This is a genomic window from Mesorhizobium sp. WSM4307, from assembly GCF_007003945.1.
In the GTDB taxonomy this organism is placed as follows: domain Bacteria; phylum Pseudomonadota; class Alphaproteobacteria; order Rhizobiales; family Rhizobiaceae; genus Mesorhizobium.
In genome coordinates this window covers 1-13,911 of record NZ_VFTB01000024.1, presented here as the reverse complement: position 1 = coordinate 13,911, position 13,911 = coordinate 1, and the positions used below count along the sequence as shown (strand labels likewise).

Genomic DNA, 13,911 nt, shown 5'->3' with positions numbered 1-13,911 from the left:
AAGCTCACGCCCGCGGCACGCGCGGCCGTTGCCGGGCCGCGCGATTATCTCCGTAAGAGCCGAGTGGAGCTCAGACACGACGATTGATCAGAATCTGATTCGCGGGTTCAGTATCTCTTTCGTGTATCCAGCTCTGGGCTGTCCTTTGGCGGGAGTTAGGTTCGCCCAGGTTCTGAGCCTGGGGCGTTGGCCCGTTCGCCGCGCAGGCTCCTTCGCACATCGTCGAGGCCGAGAAAGAGGGGCCACACAGCTCCCCCTGTACTTTCCACCACCCGACACCAGCGCTCACCCAGGGCGCCGGCCTTGCTCACCTCAACGGATAGCGCACTCGCGCCGCTTCACGATTAAAAGAATTCTACAAGCAAGATGCCTGTTTGATCGAGAGACGTCCGCTGCCAATTCCCGCATCGCAGAGGCAGCCAATAGCGCTCGCTTTACATAGTGGTCCGGCAAGCAGCTAGATACGACAGGTGACCTCAAATGAGGCGTCTTGCATGGCTTCTACACCTGCCTGAATGCCAGAACTGCGTTCGTACCGCCCATGGCGAAGGCGTTGCTCATGGCGACGCGCACCTTGCGCTCCCGCGGCACATTGGGTGTGATGTCGAGGTCGCAAGCGGGATCTGGCTCGCGATAGTTGGCGGTCGGCGGCACGACGTCCTCTTGGATTGCCATCACGCAGGCGATCATTTCAAGCGCGCTCGCTGCGCCGAGGCAATGCGCGTGCGTGGACTTGGTGGAAGAGATGGACATCGAATAAGCGTGGTTTCCAAACACACGCTTGATCGCCGCCGTTTCAGTCTGATCATTGCTCTTGGTACCGGTGCCGTGCGCGTTGAGGTAGTCGACGTCCTCGGCATTCAGCCCGGCATCGGCAAGGCAGGCGCGCATCGCCGACGCTGGCCCCTCGACAGATGGCGCGGCAATGTGGAAGGCATCGGCGGAAAGGCCGACGCCGGCGATCTCGGCAAGAATTGTGGCACCACGCCTCGTGGCATGCTCGTAGCTTTCCAGCACGGCCATGCCCGCACCCTCGCCCAGCACCAGGCCCTTCCTATCGGCGGAGAAGGGCCGGCAGGTATCGGGTGAAAGCACGCGCATTGCTTCCCATGCTTTCAGCACGCCCCATGCGAAGGGTGCGTCGCTGCCCCCGGAAACCATTACGTCGGCCCGGCCCAGCTTGATCTGGTCCACCGCCGAGGCGATCGCATGGTTGGCCGAGGCACATGCGGAGGTCACCCCGAAGACCGGCCCGCGCAAGCCGAGGCTCAAGCTAAGATGGACGGAAGCGGCGCTGGGCATCACCTTTACTCCAGTGAAGAGTTCAGCACGGATTGCGCTACCCAAAAGCAGTGAGCGGTAAGTTTGTTCTGTTGCGTACGAACCGGTAAATCCGACGCCCACTGTCGCGCCGAAGCGATGGGCATTCCCCTCGTCGCAGGAAAGTCCGGCCTGCCGCATGGCTTCGCGCGCTGCAAGCACGGCGAGCAAGCTGAAGCGGTCCATGGAGATGAGATGCCCCCGGTTGATGTCGTGCTGGGGCAGCGCCTTGATCTCAGCGCCGGTCATGCCCTCCAGGTCATGAAGCTCGGAATTGGCGATCGGGCCGATGGCGGAGCGGCCTTCGCGCATCTCTTTCCACATAGAGGCGGCCTCGGTGCCCAGTCCGCACAGGCCGCCCACTCCGGTGATAACGACGCGCCTGTCCATTCAAGCCTCCTTCGCAAGCAAGCCGCGGACGGCTTCCACGACGTCGCCGACATTCTTGAGATTGGACCAGGCATCGGCCGTGTTCATGTCGATCTTGATGCCGTAGGCCTGCTCCACATCCCAGAGGACGTCCGCCAAACCCAGCGAATCGAACCCGAGCGCGTCCAGTTCCGTGGCGATTGTTATCTCGCCGACGAATGACGCAGGCATTCCCTCACCGCTCTCCGACTCGGCGCGTTTCTTGATCAGGGCAATGACGTCCGTTGCGAATTGATCGGCCATTCTGTTTCCTGTCTTTCTTTCCCGCGTTTCGACCTGGACGCGGCTCAGTTCCTGAGGCGCGCCGCGTCGCGAAAGCCATCACGCTTGGGCAACTGACAAAACCCAATGCTCATAAAGCCGGATCAGGTCCGGCCGGTGTGTGGCGTAGGTGCAGTATGACGATGTGAGCCGCTACACGTGCGCGTCTCCCGGTCTGTCCATAGGCTCGGAAGAAGTCGGACAGTTTGACATGGCCGGTCAGTTGCAACTCCCTTTCCCAGCACTCCACTGCCCGGTAGAGCGCATGAAAAATCTCCTTTCGGGCGGTTTCTTAAGACGCTCGCCACGCCATGAGGCAGTGGGGGCATCGGTGTCCATCAGGTGCTTCTGCCCATGCAGGATTCCAGAACATTGATGAAATCGTTTGTTTCGATGAAAGGCATCCACACTTTGGATGGTTGACCACGCTTTTCAAAGATCGTGAACTACATCTCCTCGTTGTGCTCGACGCACTCCGGACAAGTAACCTCATGGGCGCGGCATGCAGGATTAACCGAGCCCAGCCGGTCATGAGTGCGGCCTTGCCGGGTCGGGCGATAGGCAGTCATGCCCTGCCCTTCCTGCGGGTCAAGCACTCCGAAAAAACATTTCCCCCATAAATGCTAGATCTTCCGTTGCCTTTTCGCGTCACAGGCCGTCAAACGCCCGGCCGTTCACAACAGTGATCCGGCAAGTGTTTGGCTGCGCGAGACGATGCTGCAGGGAGTCGTCCTGCATGGCACTTCGCTATGATGCTGCGGTGCCGTCTAACGGCGCCTCGTGCTTGAACGCACTGAACGGCCACCGCGATCAAAATCGATGGTTCGAGGACCGTTGATCATCACCCCGCCAGCCTCGATCTTGTTTGCCGCCACGAGAGCGACACAGAGACTGCTGGTGAAGATGCCCGCCTGCCCGCTATGTTCCGGATGGTTGACCATCCCGGATGGACCCATCGAGGGTGTCAAGGCGAGCATGAGCACAGGCGCGAACAGTTCACGGGCAGGCGCGACGGTGGCCGCAAAGCAACGTCGCGCCAGCATGCGATCTCAGCAGGATCGGCACCATCCTGTCAGGGAGCAATGCGAGTGGCTGGCTTAGCCGCTGCGACGCTGCCCGGCATCGCGTTCAATTGATCTGGCGCCTTAAATGCAGGAAGGCTTCGCGGCCGGTACGAGGCGCATCCCTCCTCCGAAGCAGCACGCCCAAGTATCATCACAAGCCCCGAGCGCCCGCGTTCGGCGATGTCCAATTTCCGACAATGTCGGAATACAGTCAGATCTGCTGGATTGACTTTAAATGGTTTTCTCATTTGGCACAGCGCATGCTGGTTATCCGGAAACACGTGACCGACCAACAAGAAGTCGCATGACACAACCGAAGCCATCCATGTCTGACGGGCTGCCCAGGATACCTACTGCGACCGCGCTTGCCCGGTGACGACCGCTCCGGCTCCGCCCGTTACCGACGAGGCAAAGTGACGGATTTCCTGCGTTTCAACGACATGGAGGTGGTTGTCATTCCCGCTGGGGGACAGACTCGGCCTGTTCAAGGCATTGCGCGAAGGCGGCAAGATGACGGCCACCCGTGCGCGAACTCAAGGAGCGCAGCCTGTATCGTGTATCAGGCAAATAGGCCGTCGGTCAGTGACCTTGACACAGGGGACATGCGCAAGGTCCTGAAGTTTGATGCAGCGATAGAAGGGTGCCAATGACAACAATAGCTTACAGGAACGGAACCATGGCTGGCGACGGCCGAGCCTTGGGTTTTGACTCAGTATCCGTCGGTGAGAAAACGAAGGTGTTTCGCTTATGCGACGGCACACTCATCGGCGTTTCCTCTTCGTCCTTGGGTATTCCAAAGGCCGTTCGAGACTGGGTTGAGAAGGGCATGGATGTTTCTGATATTCCTGTGCCGCGCAACGACGACAATTTTGAATTTGAGGCGCTGATAGTGCGCAAAAATGGGGAAGCCGTATTGTTGGACGGCAATTGGCTGCCAAGTGATCCCGTGAAAGGTGAATATTATGCCATCGGGAGCGGCAAGCAGTATGCTTTGGCCGCGCTGGTTTTGGGCAAGTCAGCTAAGGAAAGCGTCGAAGTTGCCGCGAAACTCGACGTTTGGACTGGTGGCACAGTCACTGCCATAACTCACTAAACCCGCCTTTCGGCGGGAGTGTGACAGTGCGAGCGTGGAAGTAGGGCGCCACCCCGGGGCACGTCGAGCCCTGTCATGTGAGCTGGTCCATAAGCGCGCGAAAGCGTCCAGTTGTGGCCAAAAGCACGATTTGCGACAGAACCGGCCCGCTTCTATGAGTATGGGCCGCTTTTTGCGGCCAGCGTGCTTGCCATCCTGCCGCCAGTGGCCGTCGCCTTCTTCTTCCAAGGTTACCTCGTCATGAAGTAGAGCACCACGATCTTGTCGGAGAGATCGGAAGGCGGACGGCCCTTCCGTCCGCGTCGGCCAGTTCGAAAGGCGGCGCGGCCTGCTCGTCGATCGCCTGGAAGAACCTCTCCGCGCTGTCCCTCATCTTGTCGAGATCGGCGCCCGGATGGTGGGCCAGCGCGGAGGTCCCGAGGATCAGCGCCAGAAATTGAATCGCAAGCGACGGTTTCGCTTTCATGGACAATGCATTCCGGTTGGGGGCGTTCGAGGGCTCCGCGGCTAGGATTGGTCTCACTGTGTCTGCTCCCGCTCCCGGCGGCTCATCTGCCTGATAGGCGCGTTCCCGCTCGGGCCATGTGCTTTTGATGAAGGCCAGAACGGCCCGGATCTCCTCGTCGGTGAGGACATTCCCGAAGCCCGGCATGTCGCTCTGGTAGCCGCCGCCGACGACCGCGGCCGGTCCCGGCGCCGGCATGCGTCCCGAAGGCAGCGGGCTTTCCAATCGCGCTGACCTTCGCCTGGCTAAAACCGTCTTGCCTAGCGCTATCGCCGCGGCCGGGGCGCGGCCATCCGGTTGGCGAGCCAAGGCAATGTCCAGACCAATCCGAGGCCTGCCGCGGCCACGCATCGATAAGAGGACCGACGCCCTTCTCCTTTGCCGCCGCTGGAGAACAGGTATTTGATCAGCGCGGCCGTCCCGAGGACGAGCACGACGACGACAAGCAGCCACACCAGGCCCGTGCCGAACATCATCATGCCGCTCATGCATTCCATCATCGAAGCCTCCTATTCCGTGGCGTAGATGCCGCCGGTCGCGTCAGACTTTCGGATTTCGAGAATCTCGAAGGGCGCTTCCTTCGTGCCACTCATGCCGGGGGAGCCCATCGGCATGCCGGGCAGCGTCATGCCCTTTGATGTCGGGCCGCTCGGTCAAGAGCTTGTTGACCGTGCCGACCGGCACATGGCCGCTCACCACATAGCCGTCGATGAACGAGAGAAGGCAGCCATCGGCTTCCGGCGGAATGCCCTCTTCGCGGCTCATGGCGAAAAGGTCGTGAGTCGGCCTTGACGGTGATTCCTGGAAGGCCGATTCCAAGGCGAGCTGGCTTGAAGGCCGCGGTCCGGATGGTCGACTAGGCAGCTTGGTTCCACGATCGCAATGCTTGATCGCTTCATTGCAGGCCATGGGCTCTCGCCCCCTCCTTTTGCCACACGAGGCGCCAGCTCACGTGTTGTTGTTGGCGTGCGCCCCGGCAACCGCTTTCACCAGCCGCTCCAGCGATCCCGCGCGCTCCAGCTCCGCAAAGAATGATGCGGCGTGACGCTACCCAGCCGGTGCTTCTCGGCCTTCCAATTAAACTGTCTCGACGAAAGAGCCGTCTCCGTTGCTCCGGTCTCGGTGTTGAGTTCTCTAAGGCTGCGCCACACCTTGGTCCCCACGCCGGCAAATGATCTCACTATGCAGCCCGTGCTCGCACGCTCTCAAACTAATTACCGCTGCTGCAACACGCCGCCTGGCGGCCTGCACCGAAAAGCCGACAGGGGTGCATCTGAATAGCCGTGAACCCAGGTCTCAAAGACCATCCGGCGCGACGAGCGGACGCACCGCACGTGTGACACCCGCCTTGTGGGGCAGGGTTGCCTTTCTCAATCCCGGCGTTGGTCGGCGTCCCAATGAGCAGCAAGCTATTATCGGCCGCCGAATCTTAGTGGCTTCGTCGAGAGCCTCAATCAACCAAGCGGCGAAAGCCCCGCTAGAGTCTCCGCCCGCCTGTCGCTATGAAGCAGTTGCAGCCAGCGCTGCTTCAGGCGCATGAACTCGCCCGATGCAATGATTTCCGTCGCCCTGGGTCTTTCGAAGGGCACTGTTTCTATTCCCTTCTTCTTCGGCGCGCGGCTTGATGCCGACATACGGTTTCTTGACCTGCCGCCTGAACTGGCTGCCGAAGCGGGTGCCCCGCCAGCGACCCCGACAATCCCCTGTTCCGCAACTGCTGAAGAGCCGACTGCGCTCGCATCCCGATATTGCGCAACGGCACTATGCCGACATTCTGGAGACCGCAGCCGCATGAGCCTCGAGATGTTCCGCCGACCGTCGACAAAGGCGTCCTCTCGCCTGCGTCCGCCATTTGTCAGTGCTCGATCTGATTGGGGAGACGCCGGTCGTCGAACTGAAGAGATTCGATACCGGCAGGTGTCGTCGCTTCGTCAAGATCGAAAGCCAGAATCCCGGCGGATCGATCAAGGATCGCATTGCGTTGTCGATGATCGTTAATGCCGAACAGCGTGGCACGCGCGGGGCGGTACAATCATCGAAGCGACCGCTGGCAACACAGGGCTCGGCCTGGCCATCTGGCGGCACGAAGCGCGTGATCGCGTGTCCAAAAGCTGACAGCGTCAGACAAATGTCAGGTTCATTACAACCAACATCTGGGCACTGACGAGGTTTTTCGAAGCAATGGGCGCTAACTGCGCGCTGAGCGCGTTGGCATGGCTTTTGAGACTGAGTGACTGTGACTGCACTCAATGGGGCAAGACGAGCGATGCGCTCCTCCCTGAACCCGTGTGCCGTCTCTGAGAGGAAACCAGCTCGTGCAGAAACCTTTGGAAATAGCTTTGGACCGCAACGTGGTATTGCAGATGGAGTCCCCGGCTCCTTCGATTAGAGTCGAGAACTGGCTGCATGGCGAGCCCCTCACGAGCTTTGAGCCCGGCAAGTGTACATAGTCGAATTTTGGGCAACTTGGTGCGGCCCATGTGTGGACGGGATGCCCCATCTGATCCAGCTGCAGGGCGTCGCCAGGCGCACCATCTGGACAGCAGGAACTGGACTATGGGCAAGGTAACAGGCTTTCTCGAAATCGACCGGCAGGTGCACAAGTACCAGCCGGCCTCCGACCGCATCCGGCATTTCCGCGAATTCACGCTGCCGATGTCCGACAAAGAGGTCGAGAAACAGGCCGCGCGCTGCATGGATTGCGGCATTCCGTTCTGCCATGGGCCGACGGGCTGCCCGATCCACAACCAGATCCCGGACTGGAACGACCTCGTCTACAATGGCGACTGGGACAATGCGATCCGCAACCTGCATTCGACCAACAATTTCCCGGAGTTCACCGGCCGCATCTGCCCCGCACCTTGCGAGGAAGCCTGCACGCTGAACCTCGAGGACATCCCCGTCGCCATCAAGACGGTCGAGCAGGCGATCGCCGACAAGGCTTACGAGACCGGCCATATCAGGCCCTATCCGCCGGAGAAGAAGACCGGCAAGCGCGTCGCCGTCATCGGCTCCGGCCCGGCCGGCATGTCGGCTGCCCAGCAGCTCGGCCGCGCCGGCCACGACGTCCATGTCTATGAGCGCGAGAGCCGGCCCGGCGGGTTGATGCGTTACGGCATTCCCGACTTCAAGATCGAGAAGCACTATATCGACCGGCGCATCGAGCAGATGCAGGGCGAGGGCGTCACCTTCCATTGCGGCGTCAATGTCGGCGTCGACAAGCCGGTTGCCGAGCTGCTCGCCGAACATGACGCCGTGCTTTATTGCGGCGGTTCCGAAACGCCGCGCGCGGCCGGCATTCCCGGCGACGATCTCGGCGGCGTGCATGACGCGATGCCCTATCTGGTGCAGCAGAACAGGCGTGTCGGCGGCGAACCGATCCAGTCGGTGGCGTGGCCGTCGCATCCGATCCTCGCCGGCGGCCAGCATGTCGTCGTCGTCGGCGGCGGCGACACTGCCTCCGACTGCGTCGGCACCGCCTTCCGCCAGGGCGCGGTGCGCGTCACCCAGCTCGACATCCGGCCGCAGCCGCCGGAAAAGGAAGACAAGCTGTCGGTCTGGCCATACTGGGCGACCAAGATGCGCACGTCATCCTCGCAGGCCGAAGGCGCCGAGCGCGAATTCCAGGTGGCGACGCTTGAATTCATCGGCGAAAACGGCCAGCTGACCGGGGTCAAATGCTGCGAAGTCGACGAAAAGCGCAAGCCGATCGCCGGCACCGAATTCGTCATCCGCGCCGATCTCGCGTTCATCGCCATCGGCTTTGCCGGGCCAGCCGCTCGCGGGCCGGTGTCGGAACTGGCCGGCCAGATGAAGATCGCCATTGACAGCCGCCGCTCGAAGAATGTCGAGGCCAATGACCGGGACTACAGGACCAGCGTCGAAAAGCTCTATGCGGCGGGCGACGTGCGGCGCGGCCAGTCGCTGGTCGTCTGGGCGATCCGCGAGGGCCGCCAGGCGGCGCGCGCCATCGATGAGGCGCTGATGGGATCGAGCGTGCTGCCGCGCTGAGTCCGTCTCGAGACCCTACTTGTGCGGCCACCTGAAGGCGCTTTCCGCCCTTCCGCTGCCCCGGGCAGCTTACGGACTGATCGCCGTGGTCGTTTCGGTTGTGGCCCCGGCCGCAGGCTGCCGCCTTGGCGGCCAAGAAAAATCGTCGGCGCGGCCGGGCGCAGCAGCGGGCGCCTTGCCCTCGACGACGAATTTTTCACCGGGCCCGTCCGGCTTGGCCGGCGCTGCGGCACCGAGAAGTTCCGAACCGCCGTCGAGTGCCGGTGATTGCGAGTCGGCGTCGGTAGCCGGGTCGGCGGCCTCAGTCTTTTCCTTCGAGGGTGGACTACGTTACTGGCCAGTACCGGCAACGCATCGAAGGAACTTTACAATCATAAAGGTACGTCACTGGTCTCGCGGCTCACCTATGACGATCTAGACGCGCATTCGAGTCCACAATCCGACTGGCATTTTCGTAAAGGCCTCCTCGGTGCGGGCGGCATCAGGGAGGATTTTCTCATGACGAGGACTTCTTACGGAAATGGGGGGCTACTCAAACACATTCAGTGATCAGCGCGGGGGCGGCGTCAGCTATTTCACCGCCGATCTTGGATATAATTTCTTGAACTCACCGCGCTACCGCATCGGTGCTTTTGTTGGCAACAATTTCTGGCACGAGAGCTACGATGCTTTCGGTTGCACGCAGCAGGCGACCAACTGGGGAACCTGTGTGCCAACCGTCCCACCTACGTCAACCTCTCAGCCAGGACAACGATTGGCATTCGCTGCGACTCGGCTTGGCCGGGCAGACGCAACTCACCGAGCGACTCAGCCTTTCTGGTGACGTGGCGTTCCTCTTCACGCGGCTCGACGGCAAAGAGCAGCACCACATGCGCCCAAGATCAAGCTAATTCCCGAAGACGGCGATGGGCATGGCGTCCAGCTCGAGGCGGTGTTGCGGCCGTGGCGAATAACGGCACCGCTCATTTCGAAGAGGCAATGGGCGGTCGTGGTTCCCCGCAGGCCGACGATTGGAAGGCAAAGCGCTACGGCGTTTTCGTGCAGGCTAGCATCAAGTTCAACTGAGAGAGCAAGAACCGAGGAGAGCGGCGATGCCACTCCAGCTCATTACGATCATTGGATCAACAGAAGGAAGTTTTCCGAAGAGTTTTGCAAGCGTGCGCAAAGTCGCCAGACAAAGTTCTCTCGGTCCATAGTGTACGTGCCGTCACGCCCGTTCTCGACATGGTTGAATGATACGTCCCGCGCGATCGATCAAAGTCGTTTTTCATTGGTTTTCCGGAAATCGCGGGGAGCACAGCGTGCTGTGACCCTCGCCTGCTGGTTTTCTGTCAACGCGCAGATGAGGGAGAATGAGCGTACAGCAAAAATCATCAGTGCTGTCGCTTTCGCCAAAGCCCGCCGCAGCTAAACGGGGTCCCACGCCCGGTAGCGCCCCCTGCCGGTCACCTCACGGATGCCGAGTTCGGCACCAGCCCGAGCGCAGCGCGCTGGCTAATTTTCAGCTCGGCCGCGACCAGACCTGCCGACACCAGCGGCCGCGCCAGCACCAGCTCGATCAGCGCCGGCAGGCTCGAGTTTTTGCGCCGGTTCCTGAGCCGGCGCTCCATCTGGCTTTTGGCCAGCGCCTGGATGATTGCAAGGCTGAAACAGTCGATGGAACGCCCCTCCAGCGAAGCCGAACCGGACGAGGCGCGCGCGCCAGGTCCTTCGGCTGCCATCGGCACGCTGGGTTTAAGTGCTTGGGGTGACACGGCGTGATCTCCGCCGTTGGCGGGAACAGGGCAGTGCAATAGTACTGCCCTGTTCCTTTTGATCAGAGGCCAGTGCGGATTTCTTCGGCAAGCGCCCTCAACGTCGTCTCGACGTCATCGCCGTTTACCATCTTCTGCATCGCCACGGCCCATGCGTTCATGGCTTCGCCGAAGCCGACACGCGGTGTGAAAGCCAGCGCGGCTTGGTCCTGTATCTTTTTGAAGCTGTCAACGAAGTTGTTGAACTCGGGCTGCGAAGCGTACTTAGTCCAGGTGTCGTCTGCCAGGTCGACGTGCGCGGCGGATTGACGAGCTGGCCAGCAAGGGCACCCTTGAGCGCCACCTGCTTGGAGGTGGCCCACGGGATGAACAGCCAGGCCGTGCCCTTCTTTTCGGAAGCCGCGTTCATGGCGAGAGCCCAGATCCAGATGTCAGACTCCAAGCTCGTGGCGCTCGGTGCGTGCAGCGGCGGAGCGAAGGCGATCTTGCCGGATGCCGGCTTCCCCGCAACATCGTTCCAGAAGCCGAACATATTTGAGTCGATCGTCATCGCGCTGCGGCCGGACGCGAAGGAAGGAGCCGCGCACTTCTTGATCATGTCCACGTAATGTAGTCGTATCCAGCATCGGTAAGCTTCCAATCGCTCAGGTATTTGTCCAGCGGCTCCAGGGCGCCACTCGGAGCGAGGTCCTACGCGGGCTGAATGCCAGTGCCGAACACATCCCATGCTGGCGACTTCGTCGTCAGTTGGATCGTCATCTTGTTCCAGTAAGAATCGTCTGGGTAGAGTTCCGGCGTGACCTTGATGCCGGGTCAGCTTCTCGAACTCCGGAAATTGCGCAGCGAGAGCATCCGCATAGGGGTGGATGTCGTAGGCCCAAGTTATGCTGGTCCCTTCGAATTGACGCCAGTTCACGGTGTCGGCAGCGGCCGAATTAGTGAGCGATGCCGAGACGGCAAAAAACGCCAAGTCAAAAGCAAGCTGTTTGCGAAGCGACGCGCACCTGTAACGAGTACGGGGAATGAGCGACCCATGTAATCCTCCCTGGGGCATTTTGCCAATTTTTGGGTCCACTCCTCCATCCCGAGTTCGCTCATAGCCACAATAAGCGGTTTCCAACGAGCTCGCTCTGAATGCACCAGGCCAACTGGGTAAAAACGGGTAACCGGCACTAAAAGGCGTTGTAGTATCGCCACCAGAAATACTGCTCCGTGGTGCTGGCCTTTGCCTGGGGGCGCAACACGGCAACTACCCGCTCAAAACGGTTGGTCCTCTACCTCTTATTCACCGTCGCTTTCCTCGCGGCCTAACCCGGCCGGAATATCCGTTGCCAGAAAAAGGCCTCGCGGCCGGTTCGAGGCTCATCCCTCCTCCGAAGCAGCACGCTCAAGTATCGTCACAAGCCCCGAGCGCTTCGCGTTCGGCGATGTCCAAATTCCGACAATGTCGGATACAGTCAGATCTACTGGATTGCGTTTGAATGGTTTTCTCATTTGGCACAGTACATGCGGGTCATCCGCAAAACACGTGACCGACCAACAAGAGTTCGCATGATCACCTTACCACAACATACAGCCGCCGCGGAACAATCACTTGGCCCCTGATCGCCCACCCCGGCACCACAACCGGAGTCATCGATGTTCTGACAGGCTGCCCAAGGATACCTGCTGCAACAGGGCTTGCCCTGGTGACGACCACTCCGGCTCCGCCGGTTACCGACGAGGGCAAAGTGACGGATTTCCTGCTTTTCAACGGCATGGAGGTGGCTGTCATTCCCGACCACCGCGCCGGTCGTCACCCATATGGTCTGGTGCAGGATCGGCAGCGCGGAATGAGCCGCCGGGGATATCTGCATGTCTTCGAGCATCTGATGCTCAAGGCGCCTCATGACGAGCACGGCTCCGTCGCCTGGAGAGATTGAACCCAAAGGGAGATTCAGATGTCTGAAGCGAATCAGGAAAAGTTGGACGCATTCTTGGGGAAAATGGTCGGCGATCTCGGTGCGATCGCAACGGGCGCGGGAGTCCTGCTGGGGGACAGACTCGGCCTGTTCAAGGCATTGCGCGAAGGCGGCAAGATGACGGCCGCCGAACTTTCGACACGCACCGGCACCCAGGAACGCCTCGTAAGGGAATGGCTTTCCGGGCAGGCGGCGGCGGGTTACGTCGACTACGATGAAGCGAGCGACAAATTCTATCTCAACGCCGAGCAAGAGCTGGTGTTCGCTGATGAAGACAGCCCGGCCTTCATGGCAGGCGCATTCGAGTTCCTGTCCGCGCTGTGGCTCGATGAAGAAAAGGTGAGGCAGGCATTCCAGTCCGGCAAGGGCGTCGGGTGGCACGATCATAGCGCGTGTCTGTTTCGCGGTACGGAACGGTTCTTCCGTCCAGGCTACAATGCCAATCTGATCGACTCCTGGCTGCCGGCCTTGGAGGGCGTCGTCGAGAAGCTCGAACGCGGCGTGGACGTCGCGGATGTTGGATGCGGTCATGGTGCATCGACCGTGCTCATGGCACAGGCCTTCCCCAATTCGCGCTTCGTCGGCTTCGACTATCATGCCCCTTCGATTGAGCGCGCCCGCAAGGCGGCCGAGGTAGCCGGCGTCGGCGTTAACACGCGGTTCGACGTGGCGGCCGCCAAGAGCTATCCCGGAACCTATGACCTCGTCACATTCTTCGATTGCCTTCACGACATGGGCGACCCGACGGGCGCCGCCACCCATGTCCACGGATCGCTCAAGCCGGACGGCACGTGGATGATCGTCGAGCCGTTCGCGCATGATCATCTGGCGGCGAACCTCAATCCCGTCGGCCGCGTTTACTATGCCGCTTCCACTTTCGTGTGCACGCCCGCATCCGTGTCGCAGGAAGTCGGGCTCGCGCTTGGAGCCCAGGCCGGTGAGGCGAGGCTGCGCAAGGTTGTGACCGGCGGCGGCTTCAAGCGATTGCGTCGCGCCGCGGAGACACCGTTCAACATGGTGCTGGAGGCCCGCCCTTAGCGTGGCCGTCGCCAGAAATTGCAGCTCATCGCATTTGATGAAGATCACCGCCAAAAATCCGGACGCATCGGGCACATTTTCAAGGCGTCTGGGTTCACGCAGAGGTCGCTGCCGAGTTGTGTGCCAAGAGTCCCATACGTTGCGGCTCAGAAAGGACCCCACGCACGGCGACGAACATGCCCATAGCGATGGCCGCTATAATCACATATGTCCACCATGGCGCGTTCACAAAGCTGGTAAGCCACGTCGCACCGAACGCGCTTACGACAAAAACGAGAGCCTCGATAAAAAGACTGAGCCTGTACACATTCAGTCGTCTCATCCTCATACCACCCATCCAAAGACTGAGCTTGTTGCGCTACTGCGACAGAGCCTAACATATTGGAGAGTGCTCACTAGTCGACCGTGAACAATCCGAGCCCTAAGCGGCGACCGGCTTCGGCCGGATTTGAAGCAGGGCAATCAAGAGCGACAA

11 protein-coding genes and 6 pseudogenes are annotated in these 13,911 nt (G+C 60.7%); 8 read left to right on the top strand and 9 right to left on the bottom strand.

The window, feature by feature from the left end:
* Positions 1-501 precede the first annotated feature (501 nt).
* From FJV83_RS35370 to FJV83_RS35360, 3 genes are all read right to left on the bottom strand, one after another.
* Positions 502-1,710 (bottom strand): beta-ketoacyl-[acyl-carrier-protein] synthase family protein, encoded by a 1,209-nt coding sequence (locus FJV83_RS35370; RefSeq protein ID WP_063169402.1) that lies wholly within the window; start codon positions 1,708-1,710, stop codon positions 502-504.
* Positions 1,711-1,992 (bottom strand): acyl carrier protein, encoded by a 282-nt coding sequence (locus tag FJV83_RS35365; protein WP_029356603.1) that lies wholly within the window; start codon positions 1,990-1,992, stop codon positions 1,711-1,713. It lies immediately after the preceding gene.
* A 785-nt stretch (positions 1,993-2,777) separates the two neighbouring features.
* Positions 2,778-3,053 carry a hypothetical protein gene (locus tag FJV83_RS35360; RefSeq protein ID WP_063169403.1) on the bottom strand — a complete coding sequence of 92 codons (276 nt, stop codon included), beginning with the start codon at positions 3,051-3,053 and terminating at the stop codon, positions 2,778-2,780.
* 697 nt (positions 3,054-3,750) lie between these two features.
* Here FJV83_RS35360 and FJV83_RS35355 point away from each other — a divergent pair.
* Positions 3,751-4,167 (top strand): hypothetical protein, encoded by a 417-nt coding sequence (locus FJV83_RS35355; RefSeq protein ID WP_063169404.1) that lies wholly within the window; start codon positions 3,751-3,753, stop codon positions 4,165-4,167.
* A 238-nt stretch (positions 4,168-4,405) separates the two neighbouring features.
* On the opposite strand, the gene FJV83_RS37820 is transcribed toward FJV83_RS35355, so the two are convergent.
* The 3 genes and pseudogenes from FJV83_RS37820 to FJV83_RS35340 form a co-directional block, all read right to left on the bottom strand.
* A complete protein-coding gene (locus FJV83_RS37820) occupies positions 4,406-4,897 on the bottom strand; it encodes a cytochrome c (RefSeq protein ID WP_244514239.1) in 492 nt (163 codons plus the stop codon).
* A 41-nt stretch (positions 4,898-4,938) separates the two neighbouring features.
* On the bottom strand, positions 4,939-5,172 hold the full coding sequence (locus tag FJV83_RS37420; RefSeq protein WP_127312611.1) for a hypothetical protein: 234 nt from the start codon (positions 5,170-5,172) through the stop codon (positions 4,939-4,941).
* 9 nt (positions 5,173-5,181) lie between these two features.
* A pseudogene (locus tag FJV83_RS35340) lies at positions 5,182-5,461 on the bottom strand (DUF411 domain-containing protein); the annotation flags it as partial.
* 801 nt (positions 5,462-6,262) lie between these two features.
* Between FJV83_RS35340 and FJV83_RS37415 the strand changes: the two are divergent.
* The 4 genes and pseudogenes from FJV83_RS37415 to FJV83_RS35320 form a co-directional block, all read left to right on the top strand.
* Positions 6,263-6,467: pseudogene (locus tag FJV83_RS37415) on the top strand (isopenicillin N synthase family oxygenase); the annotation flags it as partial.
* A gap of 8 nt (positions 6,468-6,475) precedes the next feature.
* Positions 6,476-6,745: pseudogene (locus FJV83_RS35330) on the top strand (pyridoxal-phosphate dependent enzyme); the annotation flags it as partial.
* A 278-nt stretch (positions 6,746-7,023) separates the two neighbouring features.
* Positions 7,024-7,187, top strand: a pseudogene (locus FJV83_RS35325) (thioredoxin domain-containing protein); the annotation flags it as partial.
* Between the two features lie 41 nt (positions 7,188-7,228).
* Positions 7,229-8,683, top strand: coding sequence for a glutamate synthase subunit beta (locus FJV83_RS35320; RefSeq protein ID WP_063169408.1), 1,455 nt, complete (start codon positions 7,229-7,231; stop codon positions 8,681-8,683).
* A gap of 69 nt (positions 8,684-8,752) precedes the next feature.
* On the opposite strand, the pseudogene FJV83_RS37410 reads toward FJV83_RS35320, so the two are convergent.
* The 3 genes and pseudogenes from FJV83_RS37410 to FJV83_RS37405 all read right to left on the bottom strand — a co-directional run.
* A pseudogene (locus FJV83_RS37410) lies at positions 8,753-8,947 on the bottom strand (DUF459 domain-containing protein); the annotation flags it as partial.
* A 1,181-nt stretch (positions 8,948-10,128) separates the two neighbouring features.
* The gene (locus FJV83_RS37815; protein WP_236473435.1) at positions 10,129-10,437 is read right to left on the bottom strand and encodes a helix-turn-helix domain-containing protein; all 309 of its coding nucleotides are present in this window, start codon (positions 10,435-10,437) and stop codon (positions 10,129-10,131) included.
* 62 nt (positions 10,438-10,499) lie between these two features.
* Positions 10,500-10,799: a hypothetical protein gene (locus FJV83_RS37405; RefSeq protein WP_224571022.1), complete on the bottom strand. Its 300-nt coding sequence runs from the start codon at positions 10,797-10,799 to the stop codon at positions 10,500-10,502.
* A gap of 3 nt (positions 10,800-10,802) precedes the next feature.
* Between FJV83_RS37405 and FJV83_RS37400 the strand changes: the two genes are divergently transcribed.
* The 3 genes and pseudogenes from FJV83_RS37400 to FJV83_RS35295 all read left to right on the top strand — a co-directional run bounded on the left by FJV83_RS37400 (position 10,803) and on the right by FJV83_RS35295 (position 13,436).
* Complete coding sequence (locus FJV83_RS37400) at positions 10,803-11,045, top strand: hypothetical protein (protein ID WP_224571023.1); 243 nt, start codon at positions 10,803-10,805, stop codon at positions 11,043-11,045.
* A 1,053-nt stretch (positions 11,046-12,098) separates the two neighbouring features.
* Positions 12,099-12,320: pseudogene (locus FJV83_RS35300) on the top strand (insulinase family protein); the annotation flags it as partial.
* Positions 12,321-12,377: 57 nt separating this feature from the next.
* Positions 12,378-13,436, top strand: a complete 1,059-nt coding sequence (locus FJV83_RS35295) for a class I SAM-dependent methyltransferase (protein WP_024504268.1) — start codon at positions 12,378-12,380, stop codon at positions 13,434-13,436.
* The last annotated feature ends 475 nt before the right edge of the window (positions 13,437-13,911 follow it).